Origin of the sequence: Bacillus sp. ISL-57 (genome assembly GCF_018613135.1) — a bacterium.
In the GTDB taxonomy this organism is placed as follows: domain Bacteria; phylum Bacillota; class Bacilli; order Bacillales; family DSM-1321; genus Peribacillus; species Peribacillus frigoritolerans.
The window spans coordinates 613,442-630,801 of sequence record NZ_JAGGQV010000002.1; the positions used below are offsets into that span (position 1 = coordinate 613,442).

A 17,360-nucleotide genomic window follows, 5' to 3' on the forward strand; every position below is an offset into this window, starting at 1 on the left:
TCAATAAGTCATGGCCATTGCACCTTGCTTGATCGATCTGCAGGAATGCCTTTCCACGAAATGATGTGGAATGATGGTCCCGGCAGGAGCATCTCCATTCTGCAGCATATGAATGATGCCCTTAGCGGCCTGATATCCCAAATCAAAAATATTAATATCTACGGAAGTCAGGGCTGGTAATGACAATTCAGAGAAAAGAACGTTATTGAAACTGACGATTGAAATTTCTTCAGGCGTGCGTACGCCCATCTCACGAAGTGAATGCACGATGCCAAGTGCCATGAGATCATCACTCACCACCAAAGCGGTTGGTGGTTCCTCAATGGATAATAACCTTTTTGCAGCTGCTTGTCCCCCTTCATGCAAAAAATCTTCATGCAGGGTATATTCCCCCCTTCGATCGATTCCAGCCCTCTTCAAAGCCCTTTCATAACCTGACAAGCGATCAAGGGTCATCACAAGGGTTACATCACCTCCGATGAATCCAATCCTTTCATGTCCTAGCTTTATGAGGTAATCCGTTGCCTGTTCGGCAGCCAAGACATTATCGTTATCAACATAAGTTATCTCTTCGATGTAATCATAGGGTTTCCCAATGATCACAAATGGAAAATCCCGTTCCCTCAAATAGGTCAGAATGTGATCGTTCATCCTTGAATACATCAGGATTATTCCATCCACCATCCCTCCCTGCACCATATTCACTACTCCTTCGCAGATTTCATCTTCTGTTTTTCCCGTGCTTAGCAACAGGGAGTAATGGTTTTCCTGGGCTCCCTCACTTAGACCCTGGAGGATCGTAGGAAAAAAGGGATTTTGATAATAATCATTTGACGAACTTGGCATTACCAAGCCAATGATCCTGGTCGATTGATTGGCAAGACTACGTGCAATGAAGTTTGGATGGTATCCTAATTTAGTCATCGCCTTACGTACCCGTACCTTTGTTTTTTCACTTATCCGAGGATTGTTTGCAATCACTCGAGATACTGTTGAAGGAGCAACATTCGCTAGCTGTGCCACATCTTTTATTGTGATGGCCATGCATTTCCCCTCTCCCTTCTTAGCCTTTATTGACTTCATTTAAAAAAAGGTGAATACCAATAAACACTTCTCTAATATTTTTTATATTTATACATTTCGCATGTATTCATAATACACTCAGTTCAATAGTTATATCCATACTTTTTTTAATGTTTATTTAATTTATCAGAAAATACCAACTTTTCTATCTTTTCATCTGAGTTTAAAATTCAAAAAGAAGCTGATGGATGATCAGCTTCTTGAAAAACGACAGATCTATTGGAAATTAAGAAGTCGGACGACTAACTACATAGGTTTTAGGCTAATTTCCAATCAAGTCCTTAGAATCAATAACGATAAATCCTTGTTTCATATGGACGTAAATCAATAAGGGGCAACTCAGGACAATCCTCATAATTAGCCAGCAAAAGCTCCATTTTTCCCCAATGGGAAAGGTCGATTTGATGGTGATTCATACTAAAGTTACATACTACCATGACTGAATTATCATTCATAGTTCTTGTATAAATATAAAGTTCGGGGTGATCTTCCCATAATAACTCATATTCCCCATAAACAAGGACCTGATGTTTTTTTCGAAGTTCAATCATCTTTTTATAAAAATGATAAATGGATGAAGGGTCATTTTTCTGCTGTTCTACATTAATCGCGCGATAATTTGGATTAATCCTCATCCAAGGGGTTCCATGAGTGAATCCGCCATTTTCAAGATCATTCCATTGCATTGGTGTTCGTGAATTATCACGGCCGCTATGCCATATAATGTTCATGATCTCATCATGAGGCCGACCTTTCGAGGTCTCTATCCTATAAAAGTTTTTCATTCCGACATCATCATAATCATCAATCGAATCAAATTGGACATTTGTCATGCCAATTTCCTGACCTTGATAAATAAAAGGTGTCCCTTGCATGAAAAAGTAAAGGGCCCCTATCATCTTTGCGCTTTCCAACCAATATTGATGATCATTTCCCCAGGTGGATACACTTCTCGGCTGGTCATGATTTTCAAAAAACAAAGCATTCCATCCTTTGTTTTTCAGCCCCTTTTGCCATTTGGTCATCGTTCGCTTTAACCCTTGAACATCAACAGCGTGATTCTGTCCCCTATTCCATAGACCAAGATGTTCAAATTGAAAGATCATATTGAACTTCCCATTCGATTCCCCGACCCATTCTTCCGCCTGCTCTATCCTGACGCCATTGGCCTCACCGACCGTCATGATATCATACTTAGAGAAAGTCTCTTCTTTCAACTCCTGAAGGTAATCCAGAATCCCGTCCTGATTGGTATGCATTTCAAACGCAGGTACATACTGATGCCAATAAGGATTGGGCATATCCGGAAGGCCTTCACGTTTATGAATATGCGTGATCGCATCAATCCGGAAGCCATCGATTCCCTTATCGAGCCACCAATTGACCATTTCATATAATGCCTTGCGCACATCAGTGTTTTTCCAGTTTAAGTCTGGCTGCTTTTCGGCAAATAGATGTAAATAGTATTGATTGGTCCTTTCATCGAATTTCCAGGCACTTCCGGAAAAGATGCTTTCCCAATTATTAGGCTCACGGCCGTCCTGCCCATCCCTCCAAATATACCAATCCCGTTTCGGATTATCGCGGGAAGAACGTGACTCGACGAACCAGGGGTGCTCATCACTTGTATGATTCAAAACAAGGTCGAGTATCACCTTCATCCCACGCCCGTGAACATCTTTCAATAACAGATCAATATCTTCGATTGAACCGAATTCATCGGAAACTGCTTGATAATCACTAATATCATAGCCATTATCCGCATTGGGCGATTTATAAAAAGGACAAATCCAAATGACATCAATCCCTAATTCCTGCAGATAGTCGAGCTTTGAAATCAAACCTTTTATGTCTCCGACTCCATCATCATTACTATCCATGAAACTGCGCGGGTAAATTTGATAGCAAACCGCTTCTTTCCACCAGGTCTTATTCATGCTGTAACCTCCCGATCCTGTTTTCCACAAAGCCTAAGGGACAATGTTTGGCGGCTACCGACAATCGAGAGGTATATGATTATTTTGGTTGATTCCGTTTTGAACGTTTAATAACCAAAGCAATGAATATACCAAAAATGAGAAGAACCAATCCTATGACTAACAGGTAAGGAATATTAATAATCGACTTAGGTGACAGCGTATAGATTTCTGTCGTCTCCCTATCGATCACTATAGAGTAACTGTTGTCCTTACTGCGGACCAGATCCCCATTCAGCATACCTCTCAACTCTTTATTACTTTCAAGTTCCTTATCAGAAAGGTTTATCGTTTGAGTTTCAGTCGTATTGTTCATGGCGACGACGATCGTTTCATCACCATATACACGCTTGAATACCGAAGCTCCACCTTTTTCATATAAAAGCTCCATATCCCCTTTTACCAATGCTGGGTACATGTCTCTGAGATCAGAAAGCTTCGTTATATATTCCACCAATTCCTGTTCTGTCTTAAAATTCATCAACTTGTGATTATCCGGGGCAATATCGCCATTTAAGGCAATTTCCGATCCATAAAATACGATAGGCACCCCTGGCATCGTATACAGATACGACAGAGCCATTCTCCATCTGGAGCCTGGATTTTCGTTATGATCGGCTGCATCCTTTGTAAAACGGGGCATTCCCTGTGTGTCCATGAACAATGCTTGATGGGCATTGCGCCCTAATTCATCTTCGCTTTTCGCAAACGCATTAAATACAGGTTTCAATTCCTTATCGGGCGCAGCAAATGCTTCACGCAGCTCAGCATTCTGCGGATAAGCCATAAAAGCATCGATACCCGTCTCCTTGTAGCTTGAGATCAATTCCGCATCACCTTGAACATCGCCGATTGTATAGAAATTTGATTTTTCAGATTTGACTGCATCCACAAATTCCTTCCAAAAATCTTTTGCTACGTATTGGACTTTATTTATACGGTATCCATCAATATCGGTTTCCGTTATCCACCATTTGGCTGCATCAAGTAAATATTTCCGTGTTTCATCATTATCTTGATTCAAATCGGGAAGACCATTAACCCACCCTGTTTCCAAATCCTTTTGGCTACCGTCCTTGGAAATCTTTTTTTCTTCATGGAACCAATCTTGTTTTTTTGGATCGTTCAGCCAAGCGGAGTCAGGGCCCACATTATTTGCTTGAAAATCAATGATCACCTTCATATCGCGTTTATGTGCCTCATTCACGAGTTTTTTAAACTCTTCCAATGTCCCATAGTGTTTATCCGTTTTATAAAAATCGGCCACCCAATCGCCATGATAGCCATTTGCATCATTAGCGAAAATCGGTGAAAGGATGATAGCGGTATAGCCCATATCTTTTAAATAATTCAGTTTCTTCGTGACACCTTCGAAATCCCCGCCATTAAACGCGGAAGGGTCATTCACGTTCGCATCTCCATTATTTTGGGTATCCCCATCGAAAAATCTGTCGACCAATAATGAATATACGATTTCATCCTTCCAAGTTCGTTGTTCTTTTTCAGCTGCTCCTACTGGAATGGCGTAAAAAAGAAGCAACGGAATTAAAGCGAGTGATAACGCTCTTTTTCTCATATCCGTTCTCCTCCTAGCTATCTCTTTACGCCTTTAAGATTAGCCTTTTGACCCCTTAACGTCAAATCCAATTTATAAAAAACTTTACACTTAAGGGACAAACTGGGGATTCCGGTTATGGTTACTGAATTGGAAAAGAGCCGAACACGGTTAACGTTCTTTTTTTATCTTCTTGACCGCTTTATCCAAAGCCCTTTTTGGTCTTGCCTTTTGAGTGGTCATTTCATCCATGGCTGAATTCATCGGTCCCCATACTTTATTCATTTCCGGAATATTCGGCACTGGTTCAGCGTATTGTAATTGTATGCTTAAGGCTTGTGCCCTTTCATTTTCTTTGATTGCGGCATTATGTTTAATCGATTTATTAGGTGGGATTTCCCCTGTCAAATCAAAACGCTTCATTGCATTATCATCATTAGTCAAATATTCAACTAACTTCGTAGACCAATAAGGGTGTTTTGTAAATGCTGTTACATGCCAGCCTTTGATTTCCATGAACGTTTTCATTGGCTGACCATTGGACAATTCCGGCATGGGGGCAAATCCTGTATCCTTTCGCTCGGTAAATGGGTTCCCGTCACTCATGATAGAAGCCAATTCACCTTGTAAAAACAACTTCTCGATTCCTGCCTTGCTGCCTTTAGGAATCAAACCCGCCCTATACCATTTTTGGATGTACGCAGCCCCTTTTATGGAACCCTTATTATTCAAACCAATGTCGGAAGGGTCTAACTTTCCATTCTTATCTTTAAATATATAACCTCCCATTCCAGCCATTACTCCATACGAATCATGGAAATCATTCCACTTGGCATAGTAACCATGCACGTTACGCTTTCTTAATTCCTTCGCCATTTTATAAAGGTCATTCATCGTCTCAGGAGCCTTAGCCATCAATTTTTTATTATAAATGAAGACGGAGGTTGTTACGGACTTTGGCAATCCAAAAACCTTATCTTGATACATCTCCCCCCTAATTGAAGGTTCAATGAATGCATCCAATACCTCATCTTTCACCTTCACTTCCTGAATTAAGCCTTCCTTCACGATTTGCCCGACTTTTTCATGGGGAAAAGTTACGACATCCGGTGCCTTTCCATTTCCGATTGGCCCATCTCGACGAAGTCGTTCATACATCCCGGTAGCCATTTCAAGCTCTTCATGCTCAACTTTGATTCCATATTCTTTTTCAAAGGCTTCAATCACCGGCTTTAGTGCCTCCGCTTTACCTTCTTCCTCCCAAATGATCAATTTTTCCGGCTTCGCTTCATTGCTGGCTTCGTCTTCTCTTTTCTTATCTTCTTTCACTGCTTTATTTTTATTTTCTAAATCTGAACTGGATCCGCAAGCACTTACACTAACAATCAATAATATGGACATGAACAAATGAAAAATCAGCTTCTTCACTTTCATTCTCCTTTTTGCAATGTTTATTCTATCATGTCCAAAAGCACCAAATAATACTGTTTTTCAGTTCAGTACTTCAAATAAAGCCAATTGATGAAAGCGATACCAAAGCTATTGTTATCATTATATGAACGGCTTTGATTTTTACAACATTTTCCTTGGCGTATTTATTTCCTTGTAGTGATGAACAATTTTTGTTATTTTTTAGTTAATAAGTGCTTCTTTCAATTGAAATTGGGTATATAACCATAATGAAAAAGCACTTAACCTGGCTTAGTACACTTCATAGAGACCCTCCTCGTAACAGCCGGAAGTTTCCTTTTTCACAGCCCCAAAACTTATAGAATCGGAGTGGTTTTCATGGAATTTTCATCCATACACCATAGACCTAATGACAATTACGGCTATCCTATCAACACTGAAACCCTACATATCCGCCTACGTACGAAAAAACAAGATATCTCCTCAGTTGGATTGATTTTTGGGGATCCTTACATTTCAAATAATGGTCAATGGCAGTACGAGGAACTTCCCATGAGTCTGTCGGGCAGCGATACCCGTTATGATTATTGGCATATCTATGTGAAGCCTCCCTACCGAAGAATTCGATATGGGTTCAAGGTATCGGCAGAAGAAGAATGCTCCATTTACACGGAAAAGGGCTTCTTCAAAGAGCCTCCCCGAGATCCCGGATGCTATTTCGCGATTCCCTATCTCCATCAAAATGAAGTTTTCGGGGCACCGGAATGGGTCAAAGATACAATTTGGTACCAAATTTTCCCTGAAAGATTCGCGAACGGAAACCCCGCCAACGACCCCGAAGGTGTGAAACCCTGGGGAAGTGAAGACCCGGCGGTGGATAATTTTTTTGGCGGGGACTTCGAAGGAATCATTGAACATTTGGATTACCTTGAGAATCTCGGCATCAACGGAATTTATTTCACACCAATCTTCCATGCCTACTCCAATCATAAATACGATACGATTGATTATCGGAGTATCGACCCGCAATTCGGAACGAAGGAAACATTGAAAACACTAATAGCCGAATGCCATAAACGGAATATACGGGTCATGCTGGATGCCGTTTTTAACCATAGCGGCTACTATTTTCCCCCTTTCCAGGATTTACTCGAAAAAGGGGAGAAATCGAAATATAAGGATTGGTTCCACCCACACAGCTTCCCTCTTAAGGGAGGGGAAAGGCCCAATTATGAAACATTCGGTTTTTTTGAATCGATGCCAAAATTGAATACGGCAAATCCGGAGGTGAAAGAATATCTGCTCGAAGTCTCGACTTATTGGATCAAGGAGTTCGATATAGACGCCTGGCGGCTCGATGTGGCAAATGAAGTCGATCAGCCATTCTGGCGTGAATTTCGAACAACGGTGAAAAATATAAAGCCTGACCTTTATATCCTTGGGGAAATTTGGCATGACTCCATGCCTTGGCTTCGCGGCGATCAGTTCGATGCCGTCATGAATTACCCTTTCACCAACCAGGTCTTTCGCCTGGTCGCCTCACAAACCATCAATGCACGCGAGTTCACTGATGAAATGACAGCCATCTATCACAGTTATCCAACCAATGTTTTTGACGTGACATTCAACCTTCTTGGAAGCCATGATACACCGCGGATTTTCACGGATTGCGGGGAAGATTTAGCTAGAGCCAAGCTCATTCACGCAATCTTGCTGACATTCAATGGCAGCCCTTGTATTTATTATGGAGATGAAATCGGCTTAACCGGCGGCATGGATCCAGGATGCCGAAAATGCATGGTCTGGGAAGAAGAAAAACAAAACACCGAGCTACTCAATGAAATTAAGGCATTGATCTCCTTGCGAAAAGAAGAACGGTTACTTGCCAATGACGGGGAGTTCAAATTCCTAGATACTGCCGGAAACGAAAATATCGTGGCCTACCAAAAGTATAATGAAAAACGGTCTGTCGTGATCCTCATCAATCCGACCGATGTCAAGCAATCCTTTACCCTTCCTGTTGATTTGAAAGGACGTACACTAACGGATTTAAGAACGAAGGAAACCACACAAGTTGGCAAATTCGAATTGGGTGGTTATCAATATAAAATTCTCGCAATCAATCATTGAGGCAAATGAAAACGGGGCGCTGATAATCATCCGCCCCGTTTTTTTCACTCGATTATTTGAATATCATATTCTTTGAACCATACATGGGTCTGTGCCAAATGCGCGAGCAATTGTGGCCCTGACATCAATTGACCGAACCATGGCACTTTAAAAGCCGCACCCTTGGAGTCCACTATATCGGTTAGCTTCTGTTTATCGAAAAATTCATGCAGGATCGAATTTTTATCCGTCAGTAAGTCTTTCAACCACGCCTGCACACGGTCTGTATATATAGGGTTATGGGTTTTTGGATATGGACTTTTTTTACGATACAATACTTCATCCGGTAATAGCCCCTCCAAAGCCTTCCTGAGAATACCCTTTTCACGGTTGCCTTCCATTTTCATTTCCCACGGAATGTTCCATGCATATTCAACAAGACGATGATCGGCAAATGGCACGCGCACCTCTAGACTTGCCCCCATACTCATCCGGTCCTTCCGGTCAAGGAGCGTCGTCATGAACCATAATAAATTCACATAGAAAAGCTCTCTCCGCTTTGCCGCTATACCGCTCTCCCCTTCCAATTTAGGCGTTTCGGCAAGGGTGGCCAAATAAGCTTCCTGGGCATATTCCTCCAGCTTCAATTTCTCGCGCCATCCCGTTTTCAATAAAGATACCCGCTCATCCGTCGATCTCATCCATGGAAAACCAGCACGATTCAAATCATCCTCACGGTGAAACCAAGGATAACCTCCAAAAATTTCGTCCGCACATTCGCCGGAGAGGCCTACGACAAAATCCCGCTTGATTTCCTTACAAAACCAAAGTAAAGAAGAATCGACATCCGCCATGCCTGGGAGATCCCTTACAAGGACAGCTTCCGTTAAATAATTTGTCAACTGCTCTTGAGAGATGACCGATGAATGGTGAACCGTGTTAAAACTATCCGACATCTTTTTAATCCAATACCCATCGGAGTTTGGCTGGAAATCATTTGCCTTGAAATAACGCTCATTATCCTCATAATCAATGGAATACGTATGAAGCTGGCCTTTCCCTTCTTTTTGATAGGCATTTGCAGCAATGGCCGTAATTGCGCTAGAGTCAAGCCCTCCTGATAAGAAGGTACAAAGCGGAACATCAGATACAAGTTGCCGCGTCACTGCATCTTCGACAAGGAAGCGAACCTTCTCGGCCGTCTCATCAAGAGTATCCCGATGTTCTTCGCTTTTCACATTCCAATATCTCCAAATCCGGAGGCCTTTCCTTGATAAAGTAAGCGCATGGGCAGGCCTTAATTCTTGGATATTATGAAATACGCCTGAACCTGGCTTCCGGGATGGACCAACACCAAAAACTTCAGACAACCCTTCGCGGTCAATCTCCGTTTTAACATCCGGATGGGCCAGAATCGCCTTCAGCTCCGATCCGAAAATGAACCCGCCGTCCCTTTCCGCATAAAAGAATGGTTTTACCCCCATGCGATCTCTTCCGACGAATAATTTCTGTTCCTTTTCATCCCAAATCGCAAACGCAAAAATACCATTGAACAAGTCAATGCATTTTTCTTTCCATTCTATATAAGAAGTTAGCAAAACTTCTGTATCAGAATGACCGTTAAAGGAATATCCTTTTAATAATAGCTGTTTACGAATATCCTCGGTGTTATATAGCTCACCATTATAACAAAGCGTATATCTGCCGTTTTCTTGATTTTTCGTCATCGGCTGTTTTCCGCCTTCCGCATCGACAACCGTTAACCGTTTATGACCAAAGGCAACATGGGCTTCGCTCCAAACATTATCTTCGTCAGGCCCCCGCTTTGCCAACGTTTTTGTCATGTTTTCCAGCGTTTTCGTTTTTGTCCGTAAATCTTTTTGAAAATGCACCCAGCCTGTTATCCCACACATTTTACACTTCATCCTCTCTATCCGGACTATCAAAAATATATTGGCTCCCTGTCTTAAAAAGATTTACAGTCCCTAAGTATCGCTCAGCATCATTCCATAGGGCCACCTGCCAACAACGCCTGGCGTCGTTAATGAATTGTTGAGCAAAGCATCCCGTGTTAAACATAGCCTATGCAAAGACGGAAAGATGGTTATTTGTCCATAATATTTTAAAATATACAGTTATATTTTCATTGGATTTTGACTAAAAAGTAGGTGAGGATTCCACTATTGGAGGTATATGTATGAGTCAGCAACAACGAACTAAGTTAATGAATAGGCAAACAAGAGCTTTTACCGAAGGAACAGTGGAAAATATCAATCAACAATGGATTTTTTTCGATGATGAAACAGATGAGGCCTGCTCCATTGAAGACCACGTTGACACCATCATCGAAGTGTACAGGGGCGGGCGCTGGCAGCAAGGAGTAATTGAAGAAGAGGGAAAGATCCTGCTTCATCGGGAAATCACCTTCTTAAGGGAAAATGAGCCCATTCGGATACGCAAAAAACTGCTCTACTCTTTTGAACGTTTATTGGAAGAATTGAACGATGATTCCTTTTTCCAATTTGTAACGACATTGAATTCACTTGATTTTTCTATTTATGATTGTATATATAGCTATAACCAGCTCACTTTTTTAAGGGCCGTCCCAAACCAGTCCGGCGTGAATTTCTTCACCTTTGATAACGAGAGCCAAATTTGTCTCGTTCAGCACCATTTTTCTTACGGGAAAAAGGATCATGACCGTTTTGAATTCACCCTGAACACCGGAAAAAGGATCGTCATTGAGAAAGTGAATTCACAATAACGGGTAAAAGAAAACGGGTAAATGAGATTTCCTCATTTACCCGTCTTTAATTCTGTATTAAAAAAAGTCCATTCCTTGTGGCAGTGAAAGTCCTAAATAAAGGACGAATACAAGCGCTACGATGAACAATATCCACATGGCACCTGTGCTTTTTCTTTTTTTCGTACGGACCAGCACCATTTCCATCGCCGCAATCACGATGATACCAACAATCATTTTTACTGCATAGGCACCAAAATCAGTGATCAGCATGCCGCCAGTAAGGAAAATCAATAGATAGAACAACCGTGTTATCATATGTAGCATTTTCGCTTTCGGGTTTGCACCTTTAAGCATCGAATATGTGACAAAGAAAAGAATGATTCCGATAACCCAAGCTGTAATATGCATATGTGTCATTTTTTTGCCCCCTCGTTCAGTTTCCATTTCATCATATCATAGGCTTTTACAAAAAAACAAAACTAAGTATCCACCTGAATGGGTAAAACCAACAATTTAATGAACATCATTTACATTTCTCCTTAACGGGTCCCTACCTGCGCATGACCGGCTTTTTACCATACGTAAAAAAACGCCATATATATTCAACCGGTCCATATTTATACAGACCCATCCACAATAAGGAAAGCAGGGTTTGCAGACAAAACAGCGCTATTAGAAAAACAAATCCTGTCGTATATGAGACTGATCCATATAAACCAAGGCCATATGAATAAAAAATGCCCGTACATACCATCGATTGGAACAAGTAATTGCTCATCGACATCCTTCCGATATACGAAAGCGGATGTAACAGGCGGGAAGCCCCAGCACGTTCCGCCAAAATCGTGATTGCCGTGATATAAAAAATCGTAAGTAACGGTCCTCCCAAATAATCCTGGACGAATATCGTTCCAAAATGGTATACCGTCACATATGGCAGCATCTTGATTGACATGCCCAATAGCAAGCTTACGATCGATATCGCTTTCAATTGTCGATTATATTGGGTTGGATTTTGGAGAAAGCCTTGTTTTGCCACGCCTGCTCCCATTAAAAAAAACGGAAAAATCGATAAAAAAAGGATAATGGCATTAAAAGGGTTGTTCACCATATACCAATCCAACGCCCTTTGACTCATCAGTTCCGGAAATGTACCAGATTGATAAACTTCCAAAGACTGTTTCATCATCGCCGAATCAGTCGTGATCGCCATCCCTTCCCTATCAAAAATGCCCATTATAAGAAATAGAGAACCCAATATCGCAAAAGGCAGGACATAACAAACCGAGCCAAGCAGAATTAAATTCCGGCCCTTCATCTTATAAAAAAACAAAAGTGCAAACCCAAATACAGCATAATTAATGAGGATGTCCCCATGCCAGATGAAGAAAGCATGAATACAGCCCAGTATCAGCAGGAAACTTAGCCTTTTCATATATAGTAACGGAAATGAAATACCCTTTTCTTCACTCCTTACTGCCAAAATGATTGCCCCGAAACCGAACAGAAAGGCAAATAACGGATAGAAGCTGGCCTGTGCGACTATATCGCTGAATCTGTACAAAATACCATCCCATCCTCCTGCCCACCGCTCGGCACCATCTATGTACAAGAGCGGGGAGTGGAAAGAAGGCATATTCACTAAAAAAATCCCTAAAATGGCTAAGCCACGTAAAATATCGATGCTTACGATCCGTTTACTTTCCTGCAATGGTACCATCGCGCCCTTCATAGGTACACCCTCTTTCATTCATACAGATTTAACATCTTTTCTATATCTCCATTGCATCACCTTTAACTTTCGTGACCGCTTTTTGCTTTTTTATCAGTATGACAAACAAGCTGCCCAACAAGCAAAAGATTCCTGCAAGGAAAAATGCCCATGTATAGGAGTTGAATATTTTGAAGATAAGCCCTCCACCGTACGCCGCCACTGCTGCACCCACCTGATGGGCCGCGAATATCCACCCGTATACGATCCCGCTTTTCTCCATGCCAAATACTTGCCTTGAAATGCTTATGGTCGGAGGAACGGTCGCTATCCAATCCAACCCATAGAAAACGGAAAAGATTATCAATAGACCGATAGAACCTTCATTTAATGCAAAAGGAAGTAATACGAGGGAAGCACCCCTTAGAGCGTAATACCAAAACAACAGCCACCGGTTATCAAAACGATCTGATAGCCATCCGGATACAGTCGTACCAATCAAATCAAAGATTCCCATGAAAGATAGCAGAGATGCTGCCGTCACAACCGGTAAACCAAAACTAATGCAGTAAGAAATGAAATGTGTCCCGATCAATCCACTCGTTGAAAGTCCGCATATAAAAAAGCTACCTGCCAATAACCAGAATTCCTTCACTCTCACTGCTTCAATCAACGACTGAAAAGCCATGGCGATGGGGTTCTTATTTTGGACTGTAACAGCCTCCTGCATTTCCTCTTCCAATCCATATGGAAGAGTCCCGACTTCCTTCGGATTATTTTTCATGAATAAAAGGATGATTGCCAGCATGATCAAGCTAAGGACCAAAATTAATCCAATCGCCCATCTCCACGAATAACTCTCAATGATGATGGCTAAAACCGGAAGTAAAATGAGCTGGCCCGTGGCCGTACTTGCCGTCAGTATCCCGACCGCCAGCCCCCGCCTCTTCTCGAACCAACGATTTGCCACATATGGACTCAATACCGTTAAAAACACCCCAGAACCCAATCCAATGATAATTCCCCAAATTAAAATGAGCTGCCACTCATGCTGCATGAAAAAAGTGAGGAGAATCCCTGCCAATAAAGTTGACATGGCCAATACCATCATCTTCTTCAATCCAAGCACTTCAATTAGGGCTGCCATGAATGGACCCGATAATCCATAAAGAAAAAGACTTATGGCAAAGGCTAAAGAAATGACGGACCGGTCCCACCCGAACTCATTTTCAAATGGTACGATGAATACTCCCGATGATGACCTGACGATTCCGGCTACAATAATCGAGAAGAATGTTATGATTAAAATAACCCAGCTATAATGAATACGTTTCAATGCTCTCCCCCACAATCCAAACTGTTAAAATCAACATAATGAAAAAAGAAAATTATAATAATTTGAAATATTTTATAATAGTAACACTTTATCGTTAAACAAGAAGCTTTATTTCAAAAAAATTCCAGTGTTCCTGATTGACCTTCCCTTATCCAACAATGGCATGAGTTAGCGGCTTACATATCAGTGTCCACCTCAATCTTCATTTCATCAGGATCGGTATCTGCATAGCTTAATATGAAACCGAATTTAAACGGCAACAAAAAAAAAACGCTGATCATTTCTGAACAACGTTAGCGAGCTTCAATTAACGAATCTGCCTGTTTTCCCCTTAGATTCCCAATAATCATTACGGAGATGGATTTTTTGTATTTTCCCCGATGCCGTTTTTGGAAGCTCATCGACGAACGACACACTGGTAACTGATTTAAAATGAGCTAATTTTTCCCGTGTGAAGGCCTTTATATCATCCTCCGTTAATTCCACGCCCATTTTTGGCACGATGAAGGCATGCGGTGTCTCTCCCCACTTTTCATGCGGAACGGCAATGACCGCCGCTTCAAGAATGTCCGGATGTTCGTAGAGTATTCCTTCCACTTCTATTGAAGAGATATTTTCTCCGCCACTAATGATTATATCCTTTTTGCGGTCTACTATATCCACATTCCCGTTTTCATCGATTGTGGCCATATCCCCTGTATGCAGCCATCCATTTATCAGTGTCTGGCTGGTCGCTTCTTCATTTTTCCAATAACCTAACATCACTCCATGGCTGCGGACGATAAGCTCGCCGATATCCACGCCATCATGGGCAACTTCCTCACCATCGTCATGGATAACCTTTACCTCACTGCCTATGATGGGATATCCGGCTTTCGCCTTCATTCTGTATTTTTCTTTTTCCGGAAGATCATCGAATTCAGAACGAATCAGCGATATCAGACTGACAGGTGTTGATTCCGTCATTCCGTAAATTTGAATGAACTCCCAGCCTAATTCTTTTTCCACCCTTGTAACGAATGCAGGAGGCGGAGCGGAGCCCGCAACGACGATTCGGATATCCTGCTCGATATTCTGAACATTCCGTTCATAATATTGGAACAGTGAATTCAGAACCGTCGGTGCCATATGCATGATGGAAACCTTATGCTTTTGCAGTGCATTAAATATCATTTCTGGGCTGGTTTTCCTCAAACAAACTTGAGTGGCACCATTTGCCGTATAATAAAATGGCGCCCCCCACCCATTCACGTGGAACATCGGCAGTACGTGCAAATATGTATCGCGGTCATTGACCCTGAAATGATGCATAGCACCCAAGGCATGTAAATAGTTATTGCGGTGAGTCAGCATCACCCCTTTGGGATTTCCTGTGGTCCCGCTAGTATAAAGAAGGCTCGAAACATCATTTTCATCCACTGACTCCCGGTTAAAACACTTGTTATCATAACGTTCCAGCCAATGGTTGTAATCGGTTTCATTTATCTCCTCATCCTTATAATGAACGATTATGTGCTCCACCGATTTAAGTTCGTCCTTGACAGGGGAAATTAGATGATACAATTCCTGATCTACGAAAAGGACCTTGGACTCGCTATGGTTCAAAATGAAAACATATTCTGCAGGCTTCAAACGGATATTCAAGGGAACGATTACTGCCCCAAGTTGAAATACCCCATAAAAGCCTTCAAGCATTTCAATTGAGTTAGGTGCCAAATATGCCACCTTATCACCCTTTTTGACACCGATATCCCTTAAACCATTTGAAAGCTGGTTTACACGGCCATTCAGCTCTGAGTATGTTAAAACCTTGTCATCTCCAATGATGGCTTTCTTATCTCCATATAGTAGGGCTGCTCGATCTAAGAAATGCGATAATACTAATGGTACATTCATTTCCTCACCTCTATCTTCATTTGAAAGTTCTGAATTATCATTATATTACCATATCTGTTACCAAGATTCCAATAATACCAACCGTTGTTATATAACAATATATTAATAGGCAGATGAATCACATCAATCTTGAGTCAACATACAATACAGTGAAACCCCCATCAGTGATAGGCTCATGGCCTGAGATTCATGGGGAAAACCTGAATAAAAAAAGGGTGATCTTCTTGCCGGCCATCGTAGGAATCGTTCAAGTCATCAACGTCGGTAGCAGTGGAATTGTCCATATTGGTGACGTCTTTAAAATTAATCCATATTCAACCTCAAAAACGTTTGCAGGTGCTGGCTCTTTCAATACAGGTGAATCCATATCCCTCTATAATGCCTATAGCACCACGAATACAAATGATACTGATGGTGTCGATCAGCCACTGGTCCTAAATCTCTAATGTTTTAAGAAAGGAGTCAGCATGATCTTCAATATTCACCAGACCATACAAATCAATATGATAAAAATTGAAAGCATCGCCAATTCATCCGTTTTTCAAATAGGAAGTGCCGGAGTGATTAAACCATATTCGACATTAGCCAATACCGGTGGATTCACAGGGCCTGCTCCCCAAATTGAAGCTGATGTAACCCCATTACCCAGTTTCGTCCCATTTACATCCTCCTAGTTCATAGGCATTCACCTACATCCAACTTTTTCATATACTGTCATATATGAAATTAACTTACTGTGAAGGTGAGGTGTTGAATCGTGAATCAGGATCTATATTCATATTCCATACAAATGCAGCGTTTTCTTGAAGCCCAGGATAAACGAATCATGAAACTTGAACACGAAATCAAACGCCTGACAGATGAACTTGCCGAGCTGAAAAATAAACCGCCAATCCATGTTGATAAAATTGAATATAAATTCGATCAGTTAAAAGTCGAATCTTTGGATGGAACATTGAATATCGGTTTAAATCCAACTGACCTTAACAACATAGATGAATTTGCCGTCAACAACCAACCTGTTCAGCCTGCCCCTAACCTATTTCCAGGCAGGGAAATCGTCGTCCAGGAAATTCACAACGAAATCCTTTCAGACTTGGAAAATATGATCACCGATGCTGAAAACCAACTGAAAACATCATTGGAACCCTCATATCATGACTTCATTAAGCAAGATGTCGAACGCCAGCTTCATCAACGCATCAATATGTATTTCGATAACCTTTCTTACGCGGAACGCGCTCCGCAACAAAGGGAGAATATCAAGGAAAAGATCAGGGAAAAGGTGAAATCCGATATTCAAACTGCATTATTACAATTCATTACACATTCACAAGCCGAGACAGGAGGAAATTCAAATGGAGTTTAATGTAACCAATCATCAGCTATGTGTAGGAGATATCAAAATTACCGGTGTAGCAAGCTCTGCTTTATTTCTCATTGGGGATGTACAAACGGTCCAACTATCCTCAGCATTCGATACCCCACCGGAATCTCTGATCATCGGGCCATTCGTACCGATTACTCCAGAAGGGTAA

15 protein-coding genes are annotated in these 17,360 nt (G+C 41.5%); 6 read left to right on the forward strand and 9 right to left on the reverse strand.

Going from position 1 to position 17,360, the window contains the following annotated elements; genetic code table 11:
* From J7I90_RS06265 to J7I90_RS06280, 4 genes are all read right to left on the reverse strand, one after another.
* Complete coding sequence (locus tag J7I90_RS06265) at window positions 1–1,044, reverse strand: LacI family DNA-binding transcriptional regulator (RefSeq protein WP_214769301.1); 1,044 nt, start codon at window positions 1,042–1,044, stop codon at window positions 1–3.
* Between the two features lie 326 nt (window positions 1,045–1,370).
* Window positions 1,371–3,020 (reverse strand): glycoside hydrolase family 13 protein, encoded by a 1,650-nt coding sequence (locus J7I90_RS06270; protein WP_214769304.1) that lies wholly within the window; start codon window positions 3,018–3,020, stop codon window positions 1,371–1,373.
* A 79-nt stretch (window positions 3,021–3,099) separates the two neighbouring features.
* Complete coding sequence (locus J7I90_RS06275; protein WP_214769308.1) at window positions 3,100–4,635, reverse strand: alpha-amylase family glycosyl hydrolase; 1,536 nt, start codon at window positions 4,633–4,635, stop codon at window positions 3,100–3,102.
* A gap of 150 nt (window positions 4,636–4,785) precedes the next feature.
* Window positions 4,786–6,042, reverse strand: a complete 1,257-nt coding sequence (locus J7I90_RS06280) for an extracellular solute-binding protein (RefSeq protein ID WP_214769311.1) — start codon at window positions 6,040–6,042, stop codon at window positions 4,786–4,788.
* 360 nt (window positions 6,043–6,402) lie between these two features.
* Between J7I90_RS06280 and J7I90_RS06285 the strand changes: the two genes are divergently transcribed.
* On the forward strand, window positions 6,403–8,154 hold the full coding sequence (locus J7I90_RS06285) for a glycoside hydrolase family 13 protein (RefSeq protein WP_214769314.1): 1,752 nt from the start codon (window positions 6,403–6,405) through the stop codon (window positions 8,152–8,154).
* 44 nt (window positions 8,155–8,198) lie between these two features.
* On the opposite strand, the gene asnB is transcribed toward J7I90_RS06285, so the two are convergent.
* Window positions 8,199–10,046: an asparagine synthase (glutamine-hydrolyzing) gene (asnB, locus tag J7I90_RS06290; RefSeq protein WP_063596487.1), complete on the reverse strand. Its 1,848-nt coding sequence runs from the start codon at window positions 10,044–10,046 to the stop codon at window positions 8,199–8,201.
* Window positions 10,047–10,330: 284 nt separating this feature from the next.
* On the opposite strand from asnB, the gene J7I90_RS06295 reads away from it, so the two are divergent.
* Entirely contained in the window at window positions 10,331–10,897 is a 567-nt protein-coding gene (locus J7I90_RS06295) for a DUF2777 domain-containing protein (RefSeq protein WP_214769316.1), read from the forward strand.
* Window positions 10,898–10,954: 57 nt separating this feature from the next.
* Here the strand turns inward: J7I90_RS06295 and J7I90_RS06300 are convergent, their stop codons facing one another.
* From J7I90_RS06300 to J7I90_RS06315, 4 genes are all read right to left on the reverse strand, one after another.
* Entirely contained in the window at window positions 10,955–11,296 is a 342-nt protein-coding gene (locus J7I90_RS06300) for a YisL family protein (RefSeq protein WP_048686864.1), read from the reverse strand.
* Between the two features lie 133 nt (window positions 11,297–11,429).
* Window positions 11,430–12,611 (reverse strand): DUF418 domain-containing protein, encoded by a 1,182-nt coding sequence (locus J7I90_RS06305; RefSeq protein WP_214769319.1) that lies wholly within the window; start codon window positions 12,609–12,611, stop codon window positions 11,430–11,432.
* Between the two features lie 40 nt (window positions 12,612–12,651).
* Window positions 12,652–13,926: an MFS transporter gene (locus J7I90_RS06310; RefSeq protein WP_214769321.1), complete on the reverse strand. Its 1,275-nt coding sequence runs from the start codon at window positions 13,924–13,926 to the stop codon at window positions 12,652–12,654.
* Window positions 13,927–14,229: 303 nt separating this feature from the next.
* The gene (locus J7I90_RS06315) at window positions 14,230–15,822 is read right to left on the reverse strand and encodes a long-chain-fatty-acid--CoA ligase (RefSeq protein ID WP_214769323.1); all 1,593 of its coding nucleotides are present in this window, start codon (window positions 15,820–15,822) and stop codon (window positions 14,230–14,232) included.
* A 224-nt stretch (window positions 15,823–16,046) separates the two neighbouring features.
* Between J7I90_RS06315 and J7I90_RS06320 the strand changes: the two genes are divergently transcribed.
* The 4 genes from J7I90_RS06320 to J7I90_RS06335 all read left to right on the forward strand — a co-directional run bounded on the left by J7I90_RS06320 (window position 16,047) and on the right by J7I90_RS06335 (window position 17,360).
* Window positions 16,047–16,268 carry a spore germination protein gene (locus tag J7I90_RS06320; RefSeq protein WP_063592643.1) on the forward strand — a complete coding sequence of 74 codons (222 nt, stop codon included), beginning with the start codon at window positions 16,047–16,049 and terminating at the stop codon, window positions 16,266–16,268.
* A 21-nt stretch (window positions 16,269–16,289) separates the two neighbouring features.
* Window positions 16,290–16,496 carry a spore germination protein GerPB gene (locus J7I90_RS06325; RefSeq protein WP_098864169.1) on the forward strand — a complete coding sequence of 69 codons (207 nt, stop codon included), beginning with the start codon at window positions 16,290–16,292 and terminating at the stop codon, window positions 16,494–16,496.
* A gap of 152 nt (window positions 16,497–16,648) precedes the next feature.
* Entirely contained in the window at window positions 16,649–17,191 is a 543-nt protein-coding gene (gene gerPC / locus J7I90_RS06330) for a spore germination protein GerPC (RefSeq protein ID WP_251025158.1), read from the forward strand.
* Window positions 17,181–17,360 (forward strand): spore gernimation protein GerPD, encoded by a 180-nt coding sequence (locus tag J7I90_RS06335; protein ID WP_098864170.1) that lies wholly within the window; start codon window positions 17,181–17,183, stop codon window positions 17,358–17,360. The genes gerPC and J7I90_RS06335 overlap by 11 nt, the downstream gene beginning before the upstream one ends.